Here is a 19,114-nt window from a genome sequence, read left to right as displayed (position 1 = left end):
CAAGTGCTCAGCTTGACCGGCTTCTCTATCACTCAAGCTGAATGCACTCGTATTCTTCCTTCCCTGCCTTCTGTGCGCGCAACGTTTTCAACAACTGAATTGCGCGTCGGACCCTGTTTTCCTGCTCAGTCCCTACAACCAGCTGATGAAGCGGCTGCCGCTGATCCCGCAACACGTAGAGCGATACCGCTACGTCCTTCCTTCCTGTTTCCTGCTCATAAGCCATTTTATATAACGTAAGCTGGTCACGGTAAACGGTCAGCAGCTCGCTGCCTGAGGACCGGATACGATTCGTCTTGAAGTCGATAATTTCATGCCGCCCTTGCCGTTCGACGATTTTATCGATTTCGCCAATCACTTCAACGCCTTCCATTTCCGTTACAAACGACCATTCATTCGCAACCGGGGTGCCGAGCCGCTGCCGCTGCTCCTCGCTGTAATTCATCAGCAAGGCTTTCATCGCCGCAATGTAAGTCCATTCATCGTCGACCTCTTCGGCTGCCAGAGCCTCCTCCATTGCCGTGTTCGTAGAAAAGCCGTAATCACGTAATTCACAGGCCCGGTGAATAAGCGTTCCCAATTTCGAAGAATCAAGTCCGGTTCCCTCGGAGCCCTTACTCTGTTCCTCCGCTTCAAAAGCTAGAGACTCAGGCACCCCGACGACAAAGCGGTAAAAATAGTCGAGTGGATCACGACAAAAGCTCATAATCTCTGAAACAGTGAGCGATAATGACGGGACCTCTCTTTGGATGAGCTGTGGAGCTGCGTAATGGGCCACGGCCCGTTCTGTCTCTTTTTCAATTCGTTCAAACTCCGTCACTCGTTGGACCAGCTGCTCCAGATCTGTCGCGGCACAGGCTTCCTCAATCATCGTCATCCATGAATGCGATGTTGTGGACTCGCCCATCATGACGAGATAGTCGCGTGCTCTAGTCATCGCCACATATAATAACCGCTTCGTTTCTTCCTTTGCTTCCAAGGCAGCGCGTTCTTTTACGAGCGGAAAGCCGGGTGTCTGATAGCAGACTGGCTTTTCATCTACCTGCTCGGCTTCCTTCTCAAGATTGAGCACAATTCCAAGCTCCGGATCAAAGCGAATTCTCCCTTTATCCGTTTGCGTCGTCCGTTCCAGCTGCGGGAGAAACACAATTGGGAATTCCAATCCCTTTGAGGCATGGACCGTCATAATTTGCACGACATTCCCTTCAACCTGCTCAACTTGCGCTTCTCCCTCTTTCTCACTTAGGGCAATGATTTCGTCAAGCTCGGCCAGCAGCGCTTCCAAATCAAGCGCGCGCCTTTGCGCAAGCAGCTCGATCAGCTTTTCGACATTCCTCACCTTCTGCAGCCCTTGCTTCTGTAGCAGAAGCATTGCTTTCAGCCCGGTCTGCTGAAACAGCCCGGTCAGGACTGTGACAGGGGCGTGTTGAACAGCAAGCGGCGTCCAACGGGCCAGCCATTCTCTCAGCTGTTTGAAGCACGCCCTCACCCGCTCAGAAAGGCCGGCATACAAAGAGTGCGTTTCATCATAGACGAGCTCAAAAAGCGCCTCTGTTTCCTGTAAGCCCTGTTTGACTTCAAATAGTTCAGCAAGCGTCAAACCAAGGAGCGGACTGCGGAGCAGTGCCAGCAGATAGATCTCTTCAAACGGCCGGTTCAGCCAGCGCAGCAGCGTAACGAAATCAATGATCTCCTGCCGCTCATAAAAGCCGATTCCACCGCTGACGACATACGGGATATCATATTGATCCAAAGCACGCTCCAATGCTAAAAGCTGTGTCCGGGCAGGAATGAGAACCGCGACATCCGCCCAGGTCGGTTGCACCCATTCATCCCCTTTTTGCACGAGTGGTTCCCCTGCGCGGATCATCGAAGCCAAGCGTCCTGCCAAAAGCGAAAAAGCCTCCTCCTCGCGCTCTTCCTTTTCAGGCAGGACCGCCAGCTCGACGCAAGGCTTTTCTTCCTCGCGGCGGCGCACGGCCCGCAACGGCGCATACACGGTTTCAAACTGATGAACCCGCTTCTCTGTCATCACATGGGAGAACAGCCCATTTACGGCTTGGATGATTGAGGCTTCCGTTCGATAGTTCGTGTTCATTAAAATCACTTCGGCACTTTCTTCCGAGACGGCATCGTCTTCTTTTTCATTCATTAATGTGACATTGGCCCCGCGAAAGCGGTAGATCGACTGCTTCTGATCGCCAACGATAAATTGATAAGCCGGGTTAATTTGCTCCAGCATCGCCAGCTGGAGCTGATTCGTATCCTGAAATTCATCAATCATCATATGACGGAATTGCTTCGCGCAAGCGTCGCGAATCCCGGGATGACGCAGCAATGCGACTGTCTTTTGCTGCAAATCATTAAAATCAAGCACGCCGGCTCTTTCCTTTTCCCGCGCGTAGCGGGCAGCGAATTGCTGCAACAGTCCGACGACCGCCTTCATATAGCTGCGCGTTTCCTGCTCGGTCCGGCCGCTTATGCCGATGCTTTTCCATGTCTCTTTCAAGGGCTTCCAATGCTCGGCACAGAGCTGATAAAGCGCCGGAGCCTTCTCGACCCAGCGTTTATCAACTTTCTGCGGCATCAGCGTCTCCAGCCTGGCAAAGTAGGCATGTGCCTCCCCTTCCTGCGGCGGTGCCATCGTCGCGAAAGCTGCCGCTATCCGTTCGACATGCGCCTGCTGAGCTTTCGTCAGTTCCCGTGGATCAGGAAAAGACCGAACACAGGCAAGTGCCTGTTCATGAAAGGCTGAAACGAGCCTATCCTGCTCAATCAGAAGCTGCTCCTCCTGCAGCTTCAGCATGTCCGCCGGATCAAGCTTCTCGATCGCCTGTTCATCAACGACCAATTCACGAATCGTGTCATGCAGCTGTTCTACCGTTTCGATTAGCTGGGTCTTGCTCATCAGTTCAAGCAGCGGGACTGCCTGCTCGTACAGTGTGCGTTCCTCAAACATCTCTTTAGCGATCGCTCTTTTCTTCCTTCTAGCCTCGACCTCATCAAGGAGTCGTGTTCCCGGAATCAAATTAGCCGTCATCGCGTACTGACTGAGCAGCCGTTGGCAGAAGCTGTGGAAAGTTGAAATATACGCCCGCTCCAATGCTTCCTTTTGCTCTTGCCAAAAGCGGCGCTCCTTCTCAGACTCCGCCTCAGCTTCCTTTTCAAGCAGCCGCTTGCGGATCCGGTCCTTCATTTCACGCGCCGCCTTGTCCGTAAATGTAATCGCAACGATTTCCTCCACGGAGGCTCCGGCAGGATCATTCTGATCAAGCAGACGCCGTTCACAAAGGCTGACAAAGCGCTCCGTCAAAATTCGCGTTTTTCCCGATCCGGCTCCAGCTGACACTAAAATGAAAGGCTTCGCGCTGGAAATCGCCTGCCATTGCTCTTCATTAAATTGCATCTTTCGTCTGTTCCCCTCCCTCATGCCTTGATCGCATGATCTGCTTTTTGCTCTTCCGTCACGCGGCATACCGTCCTGTACGGACAGCTGTTGGCGCACTCCTGCGGCTCGACGGGAAACTCACTATGCATCCCTGTCCACAGCGCTTCAACCAGTTCCTTTATTTCATAGGTATCCAGATAGTGTGCTGTGCCAAAGCTTTCTTCACGATTTTTGCAAAAAGATGATACCGAATACGGCGAATTTTTTCCGACTACATCCTTTCGCCAAATTCCGTTGCCAGCCCGCTTTGCCGGCTCGCGCAATGAAATATAGCTTGCGCCGTCTGCCCGGAGCGGGCGCTTCGCCCGCCATTCAAGCTGTTCCCGGAGAGCATAAGCGTATAAAGGCAGCTGGAGCTTTAGCCCGGAACGGACTTCTGCGGCTGAGACACTCGCTTTTCCGGTCTTGTAATCGTAAATCACAATCGCTTCCTCGCTCCGGTCAACCCGGTCGACCTTTCCGGTCAGCATCAATTCTGTGCCATCCTTCACTTGAAGTGGCAGCCGGACAGTTGTCTCCATCGCCTCAATCGCCATCTCCCCGAGCGCTTCGTTATCCCAAAAATGCTTGCGTTCAGCCTGCCACCATTTGTCTAATCGCTTTTTCCACTGCTGTTTTGCCAGGGCAAGATCTAGACGCGATAGAGTTGGACTTTGTTCTTCCACGGCAAGCCACTTCTGCTCAAAACGTTCCTGAAGCAGCTCCGGGACACGCTCCAGCTGCTCAGCTCCTGCTTTCGCAAATGGTGTACCAATCAACGTAAGTTCGGTATAAACCTCCTCGATCAGTTCATGGATGAGCTGTCCAACGGCCAGCGGCGACACCTGCTCCTCGACCGCTTCCGCCTCCTTTACTTGAAAAACCCGTTCAAGCGCATAGCGGAAAGGACAGCGGGCATAGCTTTCCAGAGCAGTTACAGCAACTGTCGCTGCCTTCCGTTCAAGGGGAAGCGACTCTTTTCCGCTGGCGAGGCGCTCCAGCCTTGTCATGACCTCTCGCAATTGCTTTGGTTCATCCTCAATCCTGCAGCCCTGACCAAGGTGGAAGGCCAGCTTTTCATGTTGATCCCGCTCTGTATAGCTGTACTTTCCTTTCATCCGTGCTTCCCATGACCATTCCCGTTCCGCTCTGTGAACATCCTCGAGCAACGGGGAAGGCAGTAGCGGATGAAGCGGATCGATTCCTTTGACATAGGTAAAGGTAATCGATTCACAGATCGTATCGAGCTGCTGCAAATAAGCGAGCTGCTGTTGCCGCAGCTGTTTTTGCGTCGGCGGGCTAAAGCGAACCTGACTCTCCTGAAGATCGCGCTCCTGGACATAGCCGCTTAATTTCGACAATTGAGGGAAGATCCCTTCGTTCATGCCAACAACATAAAGCTTCTTTCCACGAAATAAGCCAATATCACGCCATGTATGAACCGCTAATCCGTGTTCCGCCCGGCGTTTCTCGGTAAACTGAAGCCGCGCACCAAGCTCCTGCAGCCAATCAGCAAAAAGGTCAAGTGACAGCACCAGCTCTCCGGCGAGTCCCCGTTCCTCAAGCAGCTCAGCTGTCGCCTCAAGCCGCTTACAAAGAAGCTCCCATGCGCGGTATTCACGGACAATTGCCTGCAACGTCTCAACCTCATTCTCCGCTTGCAGTCGCACTCTCCAGCTTGAAACAGCGGGCAGTTCGTGTAACCAGGCGAGCATTTGCCTTACATAGGAACTAAAGAGATCCTTTCTCTTCCATTTAAGAGCACAGACGGCCTGATAAAGCTCATTTTCCTCTTCTTTTAACAATGCTCCAGTTTGCAAAAAGCATTGTTTCTGCTTTGCATACTCAAGACCTGACTGCTGATAGAGTGCGAGAATATGCTCGACAAGCGGCAGCTGCTCCCATCTCGAACGGAAGGTGCCCGGCTGCCTGAGGCAGGCCACCAAAAAAGCATGAAGCGCCGACGCTGACAAAGGACGTTTCTTAGCCGTTTGCAGCGGAAGGCCGTACTCATCGGCGAGCCGCTCCAGCTCCTCCCTCCCGTGCTTTTCGTCGACGATCAGTACAGCGACATCCTCTAAGGAAGGCGCTGCGACTATTTCCTCTATCACACCGCGCCACTGTTCTTCCACTGTTGTCGCCGCCACAAGCTCCTTTTCAGCAGCGGGCGGAACTAAAGCAGACAGCTGGCGCAGATCTGTGAAGCCGATTGAGACTAGCTCCGCTGCCGTATGTTCGACAATCTGACTATGCTGATCGCCGGGCAAATATATATCGATCGGCACATCAGCCTTTTGCAACGCTTCAAGTAATAGCATTTGGAGCGGGCTAAAATCAAAGTACCCATCAATCGTGATCAAAGCGATATTCAGTGCCGTGCTTCTTTCCTCCAACAGCTGAATCGCCCGTAAAATGATATTTTCCGGATCGAGCAGCTTCCGTTCCTCTACTACCTTTTTTTCATATTGGCTAAAAAGGTTCCGGAGCGGTTCTAAAGACGATGGCAGTTGTTCAACCGTCAGCCCGAGCCGCTTTACTTGCCCGTATGTATCCGCATAGCCAAGCGCCCGGCCGCTGTCAACCTCACTCTGAATCGTTTCTTCCTCGCGGATAAACTGTTCAAAGAACAACGATCGTTCCTGCTCTGTTAGTGGAAAATACGCTTCTTTAGCCTGCATAAGCAAATAGCGGGCAATGTCATCAAATGTGATCACCGCCAGGCCGGGCTGCTGCTTTCGGGCTGTTTTAAGCCACATCGTTGAAGGCAGGACATAAAAAGCGGGACAGTTCTTTTTCTTCTGAATCGAAAAGGCGTGCCTGAGACGCTTTTGAGCAGCCACTTCCTTACTTGATGTACTATGGAGGCATTGCTCGTTCATTCAACCCCCTCCTTTCTCTCACAATAGCTGGCATTGTTTGTTTCTAGTTTACCATTTTGCCAGATTGATCGCTCTATCATTTCTAGTAAATAAGACCGCTATGCGGTTTTCTTACAGACAGCGTGCAGAGCCGTTACCATTTTTTCAGCCACCCAGGTAACGCGCGAAGCCGACGTCCTTCCTCGACTCAGCCCGTAAATTTTCATTTAAAAGGTGATCAACGAATGCGCCTTCACTAAAAAAAGCTGCCTCAAAACGCCTCGACTCAGGCTCTTTGAAACAGCTTTTTCGTTTAAAATGAAATAACTTCAAATCCAAGCAAAACGACGAGCAGTAAAGAAATCAAAAGGATGGCCCAATACAAGCCGCCTTTTTCCATCGTTCCTTTTTGTGTCCGGACCAAAATCATTTCCATCGCATAAATCATTACGATCGCAATAATTCCTTTGATGATAAATACAGCCGGAAATTCATACGCCATTAACACGCCGACGCCTGAAACAATCTGAATGACGTAAAACAACCGCAGGATCATATGGACAATCTTTCCGCCTTTGCGAATCCCGCCCTTTACCAAGAAATAACTGACGAAAAACAACAGGACTAAAATCGCCCATGAACCGATATGCGATTGATAAAAAATAGTAAAAAGTTGCTGTGACACGACTACTTCCTCCTTACCAACAATTGTTACCTTTATTCTAAATGAGTGAGCGGCAAATGTACAATCGGAACAAAAAGATAATCGGAGAAATTTAGCGATCCTTCACAGATTGTTTACATTCACTTAACGTTCGTCTGCTATTGTGTAACTAGACCTATTCCATTTGGCATACATGATCGATAACGTGATAAAGGGGTTCTGCTGTTCATGAAAAAATTGTATGTGTCATTGCTGCAAAAATTCAGCCTGCGGGCAAGACTGCTTGCGATTTTCGTCTCTCTGTTGTTCCTCTCTGTGACTACGACTGGTGTAAGCGCTTATTTGCAGGCGAAAGATGTCACGATGAATTCAATTGAAAACCGGCTGATGCGCGAAACTGAACTCATGGGTTATATCGCGACAAACCTCCAGTTCCTTTATATCAGTGATTATGATTACTTTATGCAGCAGCTTGAAACAAACATTCGTCAGCAAAGGACCAAGCTGGAGGAAGAAGGAATGACTGCTTATTTTTTAGCAATTCAGGACCATATGGCAACCCCTTTTCTTGCTCAGGATTTTCCTGACATCGTATTACCGGAGTCTTTTATCGACAAAATAGAAGAGATGGGAAACGGTTCCTTTCATGAATTTATTGATGGGGTGGAGTATACCGTCTCCTTCCAGGAGATGGCCGAGATTAACGGGATCTATGCACTGCTTGTCCCGACAGCTTCCTATATGGGTGCGATCCAACAGTTGGCGAATATGACGTATTCCATTATCGGCGCCAGCATTATCATCGCGACGATCCTACTGATGCTCTTTGTCAAAAGTTTGACAAAGCCACTGATGGTCATGCGCAACGCGATGAAAGAAGTACGCAATGGCAATTTTCAGCAGCAAATGAAGCTGAAAACAACATTACCGGAATTTATCTCCCTACATAAAAGCTATGATGCGATGATCAGTCAAATTAGCAGCCTATTGCAGGACATTAAGGAAATGACGAAGGAGCTTGATACACAGGGGCAGGAATTATCGAATTCCTCCGAGGAGGCGCTCACGACCAGTGAACAATTAATCGAAACGATCAATATCGTGAAAGAAGGTGCTGAGCAGACCGCCTCCAGCTCTGAGCTGAGCGTCATCAGCTTTAAAACAGTTAAAGAAAAAATCGAAACAATGATTGGCAATATGGACAAGGTCTACATGAGTTCGGCCGAAATGAACGACTCGGCGAAGCTTGGCGAAGGGCATATGACGCAGTTGATTGAAACGAATCACACTTTTGAAAAAGACTTCAATCATTTAACGAATACGATTAAGCATGTTAACACATACTCCGCCTCCATCGGAAATCTCGTCGGTCTGATCCAGGGGATTTCCGAGCAAACGAAACTGCTCGCCTTAAATGCGACAATTGAGGCGGCCCGCGCCGGTGAATCGGGGAAAGGCTTTGCCGTCGTCGCCAATGAAGTCCGCAAATTGGCCGAGCAGTCCACTCAGGCAACGGAGGAGATTACATCCTCGATAGCGAAAATGGAGAATGTCACCTATGAAGCGACGGAAGAATTTGAGCTAATGCTGGCGAAAACAAAGACCAATCTTGAAATCGCCAACCATTCAAAGACGGCGTTTGATGAACTGATGCAGGAGATTTCCAAGGTCAGTCAAAGGCTGCAGGACATGCAGGCTGAGCTGAAAACAGTAGAAACATTGCTGCCTGAGCTTGAGCAAACATCGCTCAGCTTCTCCTCCATCTCTCAGGAAACATCGGCCAGCGCCGAAGAAATGATTACAACAAGTCAATACCAAATGAACCATATGAAGCAAACACATGAAATCGGCTCAAAGCTTTCCCATCTATCACAATCTTTAAAAGCGTTGACCCAGCAGCTTCAGGCTTGAAAATAGCGCTTGAGCCAAAACAAGCTTTGTCTTGTTGGCAATCGCCACAATTACCAAAAGCCCGCTGTGAGAAACCCACTCACAACGGGCTTTTAAACGCTTATTGCAGAGAATTTTTTATTTCGTTTGACTAACGCCCACGGTCTTTGCGAGGAGATTTCCCTTCACCTCTCGTGCGTCATTCTTCACGCTGTTTTCTGCGGTTTTTTCTCCAAAGTAAACCGAGGACAACGAGTACACCCATCCCGCCAATTGCTCCGGTCCACCATTTGACTGGATCGCTCTGTCCGATCATCAATTCAACGTCATGTTCAGGCTGTGTCCCTTCACCAAGTTCTCGTAAATCTTCTTCCGCCGCAGCGAGAGAAGTCGTCCGGCTGCATATAATTGCTTCCAGCGGCGCAATGCTCGCATACCACGACGACTGGTTCGCATAAACAACGTATTCCTCGCCTACGATAAAGTCGATCCCGCAATCTCCCCCACCTAATCCTGTGGCAATGATGATTTCCGTCTCATTCACGCCCTTCCATGCCCGATCAACTGAAAAGTGAACAGCTTTAGCCTGAGAGCCATCGGCTCCCTTCTGCTCCTGCACGTCAAGCACTCTTCCGCTAAAAACAGCATCAGCCAGCTCCAGCGCTTCCTCCACTCCACGATTCTCTACGCACGAACAAGCGCTTGCTGACAGTGGAAATAAATTGTACATCAGCAAAACAAGCAGCCCGTACAAGCCAACCTTTTTCATAAACATTCCCCCTCCTTTTTTATGAAACGACGCGGCCACACGATTGGTTACATCAGGAAGATGAGGGGAAAACAAGTTCATGGTGGCTTGGCCATAGCTAAGAGCCATAGACAAAAGGGTAAAGAAGCAGCCTTTTGTCTATGGCTCTTTAATTCAAATCAAAATGTTTGCCGTTTACTTCATAGACGACCCATTCGGACAAATTCGTCGCGTAATCGGCAATTCGTTCGATATAGCGACCGACGAAGGCCAACTGCGTCACTTGATCGATTTCCACATCACTGCTATCAAGTTGAAACAGCTCGCGGATGATTTTTCCATATAAATCATCAACCTTGTCATCCTGCATTGCGACCTTTTGCGCCAACAGCATATCGGATGCTTCGTACGCCCTTAAAGCATCATGCATCATATCCTCCGCAATGGAAAACATCGTTTCAAGCTTTTCCTTAAAGGAAACGAGTCCCTGCTCTTTCATTCGCTGCGATTGCTTGGCGATATCGACAACTAAATCCGCGACTCTTTCCAGGTCACTTGAAACTTTTAAAGCGACGATGAGTTTACGCAGATCAGTCGCCACCGGCTGCTGCTTGGAAATCAGTAACGTCACTTTGTCGTGCATCCCGATTTCCAACTGATTAATGAGATGATCGTCCTCAATAATCCGATCCATAGCCGCATAGTTCATCGCCGCAAACGCCTGCCGCATACTATGGATTTGCTTTTCTACCTGACTGCCCATTGTAAGCAGCTCCTGCTTGACGTATTCAAGCTGTGAATGAAATGTACGCATGAATGGTTCACACTTTCTTTATCCGAAACGGCCTGTAATATAATTTTCCGTTCTTTTATCAGCCGGGTTGGAAAAAATAATATCTGTTTCATCAAACTCAACGACTTCCCCGTTCAGGAAAAAGGCCGTTTTATCAGAAATACGGGCAGCCTGCTGCATGTTATGTGTCACGATGATAATGGAGTAGTCCTGCTTCAGCTCTTGAATTAGTTCTTCTACTTTCAGCGTAGATTTCGGGTCAAGCGCGGAAGTTGGCTCATCCATTAAAATGACATCTGGCTCAATTGCCAGACAGCGGGCGATACAGAGACGCTGCTGCTGTCCGCCGGATAGGCCGTAGGCATTTTCGTTCAGTCTGTCCTTGACTTCATCCCAAATCGCCGCGCCGCGTAAGCTCCGCTCAACGATCTGATCTAAAATTTTCTTGTTGCGAATCCCGTGGATTCTTGGTCCGTAGGCGACATTATCATAAATTGATTTTGGAAAAGGATTCGGCTTTTGAAAGACCATCCCGACCCGTGTTCGTAAATCCTCGACCTTATACGACTTATCAAGAATATTTTTGCCGCGGTAGCGAATATCCCCAGAAATTCTTACGCTTGGCACGAGCTGGACCATTCGGTTCAACGTCTTGATATAGGTGGATTTTCCGCAACCTGATGGGCCGATAATCGCCGTTACTTCCTTCTCACAAATCGATAGATTAATATTTTTCAACGCTAGATCTTTGCCATACCACAAATTTAAGTTTTCTGTATCATAGACGACGTTCGATTGTTGCGTTTTTTGCTCGACCTGGTCATTTCCCTTTTGAAATTCAATTTCTTTTTTTTCCTTTACTGATACCATCCCCATGTTTATTACCCCCTGTTATTAATAGCGTCTTTGAAACTTATTGCGAATAATAATCGCAGTCGAGTTCAGAAGAAAGAGCACCAAGAGCAAGACAACAATCGTAGCGGCCGCCAAATTGGCATATTCAGCCACTAAAGCCGAATCAATCGTCCAATAATAAATTTGTACTGGCAGCACGGTAAAGCGATCCATTAATCCACCCGGAAACGGAATGAGCAAAGCCGGAATCCCGATGACAATTAATGGCGCCGTTTCTCCAATTGCCCGCGAAAGCGACAGGATCGCCCCAGTTAAAATCCCCGGCAATGCGGCAGGCAAAATAATATTTTTAATCGTTTGCCACTTTGTCGCTCCCATACCGAATGATGCTTCGCTCAGATGATTTGGCACAGCCCGGATTGCTTCCTGGCTTGCGACAACGACAATCGGCAGGACGAGCAGGGACATCGTCAGCCCCCCGGCCAGGATAACACCGCCTAAGTCCATCAATCTCACAAAGATGGTCAAGCCGAGAATCCCGAATACAATTGAAGGGACGCCGGCAAGGTTGGAAATGTTCGTTTGCAAGAAAGAATGCACCCGGCCTTTTTTCGCATACGCTTCTAAATAGATCGCCGTTCCGACACCGAGCAGCATCGTTACCGGAGCAACGACAAGCATTAACCACAGCGTTCCAAGAATCGCGCCCATAATCCCGGCCTTACTCGGATCAGTTGACAGACGCCCAGTCAAAAAGCCACTGTTAATCCATGACAATCCATCCGCTGCGACACGATAAATCAAAATAGCAAGGACGATAAGACCGAAAACCGTTGCCAATAAAAAGAATGATTTTGCCGCAGTATTGATAACAAGACGTGTATTCATTCTCTGCTGAACTTGTTCAAGATTAATATATTTCATCTTAGTACTCCTCCCTGAAGCGGCGGGAGATATACCTTGCAAGCAAATTCATTAAAAAGGTGAAGACAAATAGCGTCATCGCCACCGCATATAAGCTGTAATATATCGTAGAGCCGGCCGGAGCATCGCCGCCGGTTACTTCAACAATGTATGCAGTCATCGTCTGCATAGATTGAGTAATGTCAAACGTAAAATTCTTCGAGCTTCCACTCGCAATCGTCACGATCATCGTTTCCCCAATTGCCCGTGAAATCCCGAGAACAAATGAAGCAATAATTCCGGATATCGCTGCCGGAATAACCACTTTTCCAGTTACTTCAAGCTTTGTCGCTCCAAGTGCTAAAGCTCCCTCCCGCATTGCATTCGGTACGGAACTCATCGCATCCTCGGATAGAGACGCAACCATCGGAATAATCATAATTCCCATCACAATCCCTGGACTTAAGATGTTCGTCGGCTCAAGACCGGGAATAATCGCCCGCAGGATAGGCGTTACAAACGTAAAGGCAAAGAATCCATAGACGATAGTCGGAATTCCTGCTAGTACTTCAAGTAAAGGTTTAAAGGTTTTTCTTACTTTTTCAGTCGCATATTCACTCAAATAAATAGCTGTCATTAATCCAATCGGAATCGCGATACACATCGCAATTACGGAAGAAATCATCGTTCCCATAATCAAAGGCAACACGCCAAATTCGGGATTTTGGCTTAACGGTCTTAAAACAGTTCCAGTGAAAAATTCAACAACTGACACTCTGCGGAAAAACTCGAACGTTTCTGTGAGGAGGGTGAACAAAATGCCGATTGTTGTCAAAACAGAGATGGTGGCAATTAAAAGCAGCAGCTTCGGCATAAGCTTTTCCATCAGCTGGCTTATACTTCTCGACTGCTTCTTTTCTTCGATCAATTCCCTCACATTAACAGCGTTCCCCTTTTTCATACCGCTGCTTGCTTCCATTGTTAAGAGCACCCTTTCTGGTGTTACACCCGCTACTTTTACATGTAATAAGATGAGAACCTGCTAACAGCTCTCATCCTATTACGATTAATTTTCTTGTTTATTATAAGCTTTCAAGAAACTCCATATAGGATTGAACTTCGTCTTCTGGAAGCGGAGCAAATCCTGTAGGACCGGCAAATTCATTAATGTTCTGAACTACAAACTTAGCGAAATCCAGTACTTGAGGCTTTTCTTTAGCATGATTTACATTCAAATATGTGAATACAGGACGTGTGAATGGAGCATAGTCGCCATCTTCAGCGATTGTGTCAAGAGATGGTTCAACAGGTCCTTCACCAAAATCAACGCTAACAGCCTGTAATGAATCCTGGTTGTTTACATAGTATCCGAAGCCGAAGAACGCGATTGCGTTACGATCCTCAGCAACAAGGTTTACAAGAGTTGAATATTCTTGTTGCAAGTTCACACCATCTACTAAGTCAGCTTCATCAAGAACCTCATCATAGAAGAATTCATACGTACCATGGTTTTCGTTCGGTCCCATTGGATTGATCTCTTCATCAGGGAAGCTCGGATCAAGATCAGACCACTTCGTTACGCCACTATCAGCTTTGAAAATGCTGATTAATTGCTCGTCTGTTAATTCAGTTGCCCAATCGTTTTCAGGATTAACAACGAATGTTAAGCCATCAAGCGCTACTTTAAATTCCTGCACTTCGAAACCAACTGCTTCTGCTTCTGCCAACTCTTCTTCTTTAATTTCACGAGAGGCATCGTTGAAATCTGTTCCATTTTCAACTAGAAATCTACCAAAACCAGCACTCGTACCGGCACGACTTACTTCAACAGATACATTTTGCTGTTCGTTTGTCATATATTCCTCAGCAAGTGCAGCCATTAAAGGATAAACAGTACCTGAACCGTCGATGACAACACTGCCTTCTAATTCAGCTGTTTCTCCTGCTGCTTCCTCTTCAGCGCCTTCGTCACCTGCAGGCTCAGCTGTTTCTTCAGAACCAGGATCTTCTCCCTGTGCTGGCTCCTCTGAACCGCCTCCACACGCTGCGACAATGACCATTAAGGCCGCCATGATTAGGAACAATAATAATTTTTTTGAATTCAATGAATTGTCCTCCCTTTTCTATCGATAAGTGGTATGTCGAGAAGCTTTTCCCTCTCACAATTGCTAGTATAGTAGCCCAATATTAAGAACGTTTAATCGTCATGTAAAGGTTTTGTAAATGACTGTCGCATGAACACGGTTTCTGTCGCGATGAATCATTTTCAACTCGCTTTTTGCTTCAAATAAAAAAAGACCGGACCCTTATCATAACGATAAAAGTCGCGGTCCATATTACTCATTGGTATTATTCAATTCTATTTTACAATTAGCACAGGCATATTTGCTCTTTTCACCACTTTATGACTGACACTTCCGAGGACCATCGTTTGCAACCGGTTTAAGCCGCGGCTGCCAACTACAAGACAGTCATACTTCCCATCATTGGCAAATTTGACGATCGCCGGGCCTGGCTCCCCATGGATAACACGTGTGTTATAGGCGACTCCTGTCCGTTCAATTAATTCCGTAACCGGGGCAAGCTTTTCTTTCCGCTTCTTGTCAACTTCATCCTTGCTGTTCGCGGCTACCACATCCGTCTTCGCTGTCGTATCATCTACAACATACAGAATGATCATCTCCGCTGAAAACGTCTTTGCTAAATCGGCCGCGTATTCAACAGCGCGGCAAGAATGATCCGATCCGTCAGCCGGAACTAAAATCCGCTTGAACATTCGCATGATCCCCTCCCCTTCCTTCCATCGTAATGATTTGGTAAAGAATTGTAAAGAAAAACCAGGCCATCCGCAGAGTATTTATGCCGACGGCCTGGTTCAGCCTAGTGTCCGGAAGACTTGGACAGCCCTCCGATCCGTTTTTTCAGTTGTTCACTCTCTGCATTTAAGCCGACAAATTCAACTGGAATGCCCGCCCGAGCATATTTTTGTTCGATTTTATCTAACGCACCTACCGCCGAGTCATCCCATAAATGAGCGCTACTCAGGTCAATTTCAACAAGCCTGGCCGGAGCTTTATAGTCAAACTTGTTAACAAAATCCGTTACCGAGGCAAAGAAAATCTGCCCGCTTACTTTATAAACCTGTTTATCTAAGTGGTTGATGTACGTCTGCTCGAGCTCGACTTTTGAAATTTTCGCAGCAAAGAACATCATGCTGAGCAATACACCCGCAAAGACCCCGATCGCCAAATTATGCGTAATCACTACGGTCATGACTGTAACGACCATAACAAAGGCATCCGTTCGCGGCAACTTATGAAGGTGACGGACCGAGTTCCAATCGAAAGTACTTAAGGAAACCATGAACATCACACCAACCAAGGCCGCCATCGGAATTTGTACGACAAGACCGCCAAGAGCGATAATCAGGAACATCAAAAACGCTCCGGCCACAAGAGCCGACAGTCTGCCGCGCCCGCCTGACTTGACATTGATTACGGATTGTCCAATCATCGCACACCCGGCCATTCCGCCAAAAAATCCGGTCACAATATTGGCGATTCCCTGGCCGCGGCTTTCTTTATTTTTATCACTTTCCGTTCCGGTCATATCATCAACGATATTCGCCGTCAACAATGATTCAAGCAGCCCGACAACCGCCAAGGCTAGGGAATAAGGAAAAATAATCGCTAACGTTTCAAAAGTCAGCGGAATCTCTGGAATTAAAAAGAACGGTAATTCCCGCGTTAACGCCCCCATATCGCCAACAGTGCGTATATCAAGGTTCATGACAATCACAAAGGCGGTAATTGCGATGATTGCCGCCAGTGCTGACGGGATCGCTTTCGTAATTCTGGGCAGCCCGTAAATAATAACAAGAGTGGCGGCGACAAGGGTATACATGACCCAGTTAGCACCCTCAAATTGCTCGAGCTGCGCCATAAATATCAAAATCGCCAGCGCATTGACAAAACCGACCATCACCGAGCGCGGGACAAATTTCATTAACCGGGCAAGCTTACAAACACCGAAAATGATTTGCAGCACCCCGGTTAAAATCGTTGCTGCCAAAAGATACTGCAGCCCGTGATCAGCGACGAGGGTGACCATGACGAGCGCCATTGCTCCAGTTGCTGCGGAAATCATACCCGGGCGCCCACCAACAAAGGCAATCACCACAGCAATACAAAAGGAGGCATACAATCCGACCATCGGATCGACACCAGCGATAATTGAAAAGGCAATCGCTTCAGGGATTAAGGCAAGAGCGACGACAATTCCGGCCAAAACATCGCCCTTCACATTCCCAAACCACTCTTCTTTTATAGATTGAACGGTCAATTAAGCACCTCTTTCCTATGAAGCTGCTGAAAAAGTACGATTTTCACTTTTTTCAGCAGCTTTTTCGTAATGAGCGTAGCCGTTGCCTGATTTTGAAAGTCTTGCTACAAGTGGGTTTGTCGAAGCAAGACGCGCAACGTGCGGAGCCATACTCTTCTTCGAATTACGAAAAAGGACGTTTTTCAGTGGCCTCTTTCCTATTCAGTTTATTTAATCGACTTTTGACTCTCACAAAAGTCGGGGGCCGTTATTAACAGATGATATTCTATCATCATCGAGCCTAAAGTCAAATCCTTATGTAAGCGTGTCTCATTCCCTTTATTCGCTTGAATACTTCTCCTTTCTACCTATTTCTTCGAATCATAACCCTTTCACTTTTATCGTTCACTCCCATCCGAAAAGTTCTCACAAAGAGCGCTTGAAGTAAAACTAGCTTAGGACCGGGAAAGGTTAAAAACAACCTCCCGACCCTAAGCTGCACTGTTAACTTGTCTGCTCTTCTTTAAACTGTTTGATGCGGGTGCCGATCTGATCGCGCACCCGTCTGAAGACTTCCCATTTCTCCTCTTCTGTTCCTTCAGCCTGAGCCGGGTCATCAAATCCCCAATGCTCCCGTTTTTTATTTGGCGGCGTCGCCGGGCAAATGTCATTGGCGTGTCCGCATAATGTGATGACCAGATCCGCTTTTTGCAGCAGCTCCCGATCAATCGTATCGGACGTTTGTCCGCTAATATCAATTCCGACTTCCTTCATCGCCGCTACCGCTTTTGGATTTACTCCGTGAGCTTCAATGCCGGCACTGTACACGTCGAATTCATTGCCAAGATAAGCCTTGCCCCAGCCTTCAGCGATCTGGCTCCGGCATGAGTTGCCTGTACAGAGAAAATAAATGATTGGTTTTGACATCGTGATCCCTCCCTATCCTAAAATGGTCAGCCAGAGATACAAGCCGCATAATGTAATAAATAAAGTTGGAATCGTCAAAATGATCCCGACTTTGAAATAATAGCCCCACGAAATCTTAACTCCCTTTTTCGCCAGCACATGGAGCCATAACAGCGTCGCCAGCGAACCGATCGGCGTGATTTTCGGCCCTAGATCGGAGCCGATGACATTGGCGTAAATCAGCGCCTCGCGCATCAGCCCGGCTGTATTCGTCTCGGCAATCGCCAGCGCGTTGATCATCACCGTTGGCATATTGTTCATAACGGAGGAAAGCAGCGCCGCCAGAAAGCCCATCGTCAGCGTCCCGACAAACAGCCCTTCATCGGCCGCCGACTGAATAAATGCCGCCAGCATATCGGTTAAGCCAACATTGCGCAAACTGTAGACGACGACATACATCCCGATCGAGAAGACAACGATTGCCCATGGTGCTCCTTTTATGATACCAGCGGCTTGCAGCTCCGGATTCTCCCGACTGACAACGCGAAAGATAGCATAAAAGATCAAGGCAATCGGCATCGCGATAAAGGACACCGGTACGTTAATAAATTCGCTGGCAAAATAACCGATCAACAGCAAGGCGAGGATATACCAGGAAAGCGTGAAAAGTCTCTTATCTTTAATCGCTTCCACCGGCTTCTTCAGTTCATCCACTTGAAAGTGGCTAGGAATATCTTTACGGAAATAAAGATACAGAACGAGCATACTCGCCGCTAACGCAAATAAGTTCGGTACGACCATCCGTGTCGCATACTCAATGAAACCAATGCCAAAGAAATCGGCCGAGACGATGTTGACGAGATTACTGACAAGTAAAGGCAATGAAGTCGTGTCAGCGATAAAGCCGCTCGCCATGACAAACGGAAGGACCATCGCTTCTTTAAAGCGCAATGCCCTAACCATTGCCAAAACGATCGGCGTTAAAATGAGCGCCGCCCCGTCATTAGCAAAAAGCGCGGCGACAATCGCTCCCAATACAGAAACATACAAAAACATTTTCAGCCCATTCCCCTTGGCAAATCGCGCCATATGCAGGGCTGCCCATTCAAAAAATCCAATTTCATCAAGAAGCAATGAAATGATAATAATCGCGACAAATGTCAATGTCGCGTTCCAGACAATTCCTGTGACTGTTGCTACATCCTGCAAATCAACAACGCCGGCAAGCAATGCCAGACAGGCCCCGATCGTTGCCGACCAGCCAATCGAAAGACCCTTTGGCTGCCAGATGACAAGCACAAGCGTCACTAGGAAGATGGCGACTGCGACCCATACTTCCATTCTCCCACTCCTTTAGTAAAGCTATTTATTTACAGCAGACGCGCAAGCCCCGCTTCGCTAAATCAAGCAGCCTGCTTTCCTGTTCTGGCAGGTGGCGGACGACGCTTTTGACAAGCGGATACAATGGGTGCGCTTGATTAATTCGATAAAAAATCCACTGACCTCTTCGCTCTTCTTCGACGAGTCCGGCATCGCGGAGCTTGCGCACATGCTGGCTGACGGCAGGCTGGCTCATGCCGAACAGTTCGACAAATTCACACACACAGCATTCATCCTTCATTAAACAGGCGACAATCGTTAGTCTCGTTTTATCTCCTAACAGCTTAAAAACCTTTGCCGCAGCTTCCATTTCAACCGAAGCACCCATTATGTTCCTCCCCGCCTTTCCTATCCTTATTTTTTGTTTATT

15 protein-coding genes are annotated in these 19,114 nt (G+C 48.0%); 1 reads left to right on the top strand and 14 read right to left on the bottom strand.

Annotated elements, in window-relative coordinates; all coding sequences use genetic code 11:
- Window positions 1-28: 28 nt before the first annotated feature.
- From M3212_RS03265 to M3212_RS03255, 3 genes are all read right to left on the bottom strand, one after another.
- Entirely contained in the window at window positions 29-3,406 is a 3,378-nt protein-coding gene (locus M3212_RS03265) for a UvrD-helicase domain-containing protein (protein ID WP_251192512.1), read from the bottom strand.
- Between the two features lie 20 nt (window positions 3,407-3,426).
- On the bottom strand, window positions 3,427-6,306 hold the full coding sequence (locus M3212_RS03260) for a PD-(D/E)XK nuclease family protein (RefSeq protein WP_251192511.1): 2,880 nt from the start codon (window positions 6,304-6,306) through the stop codon (window positions 3,427-3,429).
- A gap of 292 nt (window positions 6,307-6,598) precedes the next feature.
- Window positions 6,599-6,970 carry a DUF1516 family protein gene (locus M3212_RS03255; protein ID WP_251192510.1) on the bottom strand — a complete coding sequence of 124 codons (372 nt, stop codon included), beginning with the start codon at window positions 6,968-6,970 and terminating at the stop codon, window positions 6,599-6,601.
- A gap of 207 nt (window positions 6,971-7,177) precedes the next feature.
- Here M3212_RS03255 and M3212_RS03250 point away from each other — a divergent pair, with 207 nt between their 5' ends.
- Window positions 7,178-8,860: a methyl-accepting chemotaxis protein gene (locus tag M3212_RS03250; protein WP_251192509.1), complete on the top strand. Its 1,683-nt coding sequence runs from the start codon at window positions 7,178-7,180 to the stop codon at window positions 8,858-8,860.
- Window positions 8,861-9,038: 178 nt separating this feature from the next.
- Here the strand turns inward: M3212_RS03250 and M3212_RS03245 are convergent, their stop codons facing one another.
- From M3212_RS03245 to M3212_RS03195, 11 genes are all read right to left on the bottom strand, one after another.
- On the bottom strand, window positions 9,039-9,608 hold the full coding sequence (locus M3212_RS03245) for a hypothetical protein (protein ID WP_251192508.1): 570 nt from the start codon (window positions 9,606-9,608) through the stop codon (window positions 9,039-9,041).
- Window positions 9,609-9,756: 148 nt separating this feature from the next.
- Entirely contained in the window at window positions 9,757-10,401 is a 645-nt protein-coding gene (phoU, locus tag M3212_RS03240) for a phosphate signaling complex protein PhoU (RefSeq protein ID WP_251192507.1), read from the bottom strand.
- Window positions 10,402-10,419: 18 nt separating this feature from the next.
- Window positions 10,420-11,256 carry a phosphate ABC transporter ATP-binding protein PstB gene (pstB, locus tag M3212_RS03235; RefSeq protein ID WP_251192506.1) on the bottom strand — a complete coding sequence of 279 codons (837 nt, stop codon included), beginning with the start codon at window positions 11,254-11,256 and terminating at the stop codon, window positions 10,420-10,422.
- Window positions 11,257-11,274: 18 nt separating this feature from the next.
- Window positions 11,275-12,159, bottom strand: coding sequence for a phosphate ABC transporter permease PstA (gene pstA, locus M3212_RS03230; RefSeq protein WP_251192505.1), 885 nt, complete (start codon window positions 12,157-12,159; stop codon window positions 11,275-11,277).
- Window position 12,160: 1 nt separating this feature from the next.
- Window positions 12,161-13,117: a phosphate ABC transporter permease subunit PstC gene (gene pstC, locus M3212_RS03225; RefSeq protein ID WP_251192504.1), complete on the bottom strand. Its 957-nt coding sequence runs from the start codon at window positions 13,115-13,117 to the stop codon at window positions 12,161-12,163.
- A 103-nt stretch (window positions 13,118-13,220) separates the two neighbouring features.
- Window positions 13,221-14,243, bottom strand: a complete 1,023-nt coding sequence (locus M3212_RS03220) for a PstS family phosphate ABC transporter substrate-binding protein (RefSeq protein WP_251192503.1) — start codon at window positions 14,241-14,243, stop codon at window positions 13,221-13,223.
- Window positions 14,244-14,497: 254 nt separating this feature from the next.
- Window positions 14,498-14,920: a universal stress protein gene (locus M3212_RS03215; RefSeq protein ID WP_349774164.1), complete on the bottom strand. Its 423-nt coding sequence runs from the start codon at window positions 14,918-14,920 to the stop codon at window positions 14,498-14,500.
- A 98-nt stretch (window positions 14,921-15,018) separates the two neighbouring features.
- Window positions 15,019-16,479 (bottom strand): SulP family inorganic anion transporter, encoded by a 1,461-nt coding sequence (locus M3212_RS03210; RefSeq protein WP_251192502.1) that lies wholly within the window; start codon window positions 16,477-16,479, stop codon window positions 15,019-15,021.
- A 483-nt stretch (window positions 16,480-16,962) separates the two neighbouring features.
- Complete coding sequence (gene arsC / locus M3212_RS03205) at window positions 16,963-17,385, bottom strand: arsenate reductase (thioredoxin) (RefSeq protein ID WP_251192501.1); 423 nt, start codon at window positions 17,383-17,385, stop codon at window positions 16,963-16,965.
- A gap of 12 nt (window positions 17,386-17,397) precedes the next feature.
- Complete coding sequence (locus M3212_RS03200; RefSeq protein ID WP_251192500.1) at window positions 17,398-18,705, bottom strand: arsenic transporter; 1,308 nt, start codon at window positions 18,703-18,705, stop codon at window positions 17,398-17,400.
- A 25-nt stretch (window positions 18,706-18,730) separates the two neighbouring features.
- Window positions 18,731-19,072 (bottom strand): ArsR/SmtB family transcription factor, encoded by a 342-nt coding sequence (locus M3212_RS03195; protein ID WP_251192499.1) that lies wholly within the window; start codon window positions 19,070-19,072, stop codon window positions 18,731-18,733.
- Between the last annotated feature and the right edge of the window lie 42 nt (window positions 19,073-19,114).

Origin of the sequence: Halalkalibacter oceani, from assembly GCF_023715705.1 — a bacterium.
Taxonomy (GTDB): Bacteria; Bacillota; Bacilli; order Bacillales; family Bacillaceae_D; genus Halalkalibacter; species Halalkalibacter oceani_A.
This window is presented reverse-complemented; position numbering and strand designations above follow the sequence as displayed.

Coding starts and splice junctions, on each gene's coding strand:
- M3212_RS03200 (WP_251192500.1), bottom strand. CDS start 18,705: ATGGAAGTATGGGTCGCAGTCGCCATCTTCCTAGTGACGCTTGTGCTT.
- M3212_RS03245 (WP_251192508.1), bottom strand. CDS start 9,608: ATGAAAAAGGTTGGCTTGTACGGGCTGCTTGTTTTGCTGATGTACAAT.
- pstC (WP_251192504.1), bottom strand. CDS start 13,117: ATGGAAGCAAGCAGCGGTATGAAAAAGGGGAACGCTGTTAATGTGAGG.
- M3212_RS03215 (WP_349774164.1), bottom strand. CDS start 14,920: ATGCGAATGTTCAAGCGGATTTTAGTTCCGGCTGACGGATCGGATCAT.
- pstB (WP_251192506.1), bottom strand. CDS start 11,256: ATGGGGATGGTATCAGTAAAGGAAAAAAAAGAAATTGAATTTCAAAAG.
- phoU (WP_251192507.1), bottom strand. CDS start 10,401: ATGCGTACATTTCATTCACAGCTTGAATACGTCAAGCAGGAGCTGCTT.
- M3212_RS03265 (WP_251192512.1), bottom strand. CDS start 3,406: ATGCAATTTAATGAAGAGCAATGGCAGGCGATTTCCAGCGCGAAGCCT.
- M3212_RS03195 (WP_251192499.1), bottom strand. CDS start 19,072: ATGGGTGCTTCGGTTGAAATGGAAGCTGCGGCAAAGGTTTTTAAGCTG.
- pstA (WP_251192505.1), bottom strand. CDS start 12,159: ATGAAATATATTAATCTTGAACAAGTTCAGCAGAGAATGAATACACGT.
- arsC (WP_251192501.1), bottom strand. CDS start 17,385: ATGTCAAAACCAATCATTTATTTTCTCTGTACAGGCAACTCATGCCGG.
- M3212_RS03250 (WP_251192509.1), top strand. CDS start 7,178: ATGAAAAAATTGTATGTGTCATTGCTGCAAAAATTCAGCCTGCGGGCA.
- M3212_RS03260 (WP_251192511.1), bottom strand. CDS start 6,306: ATGAACGAGCAATGCCTCCATAGTACATCAAGTAAGGAAGTGGCTGCT.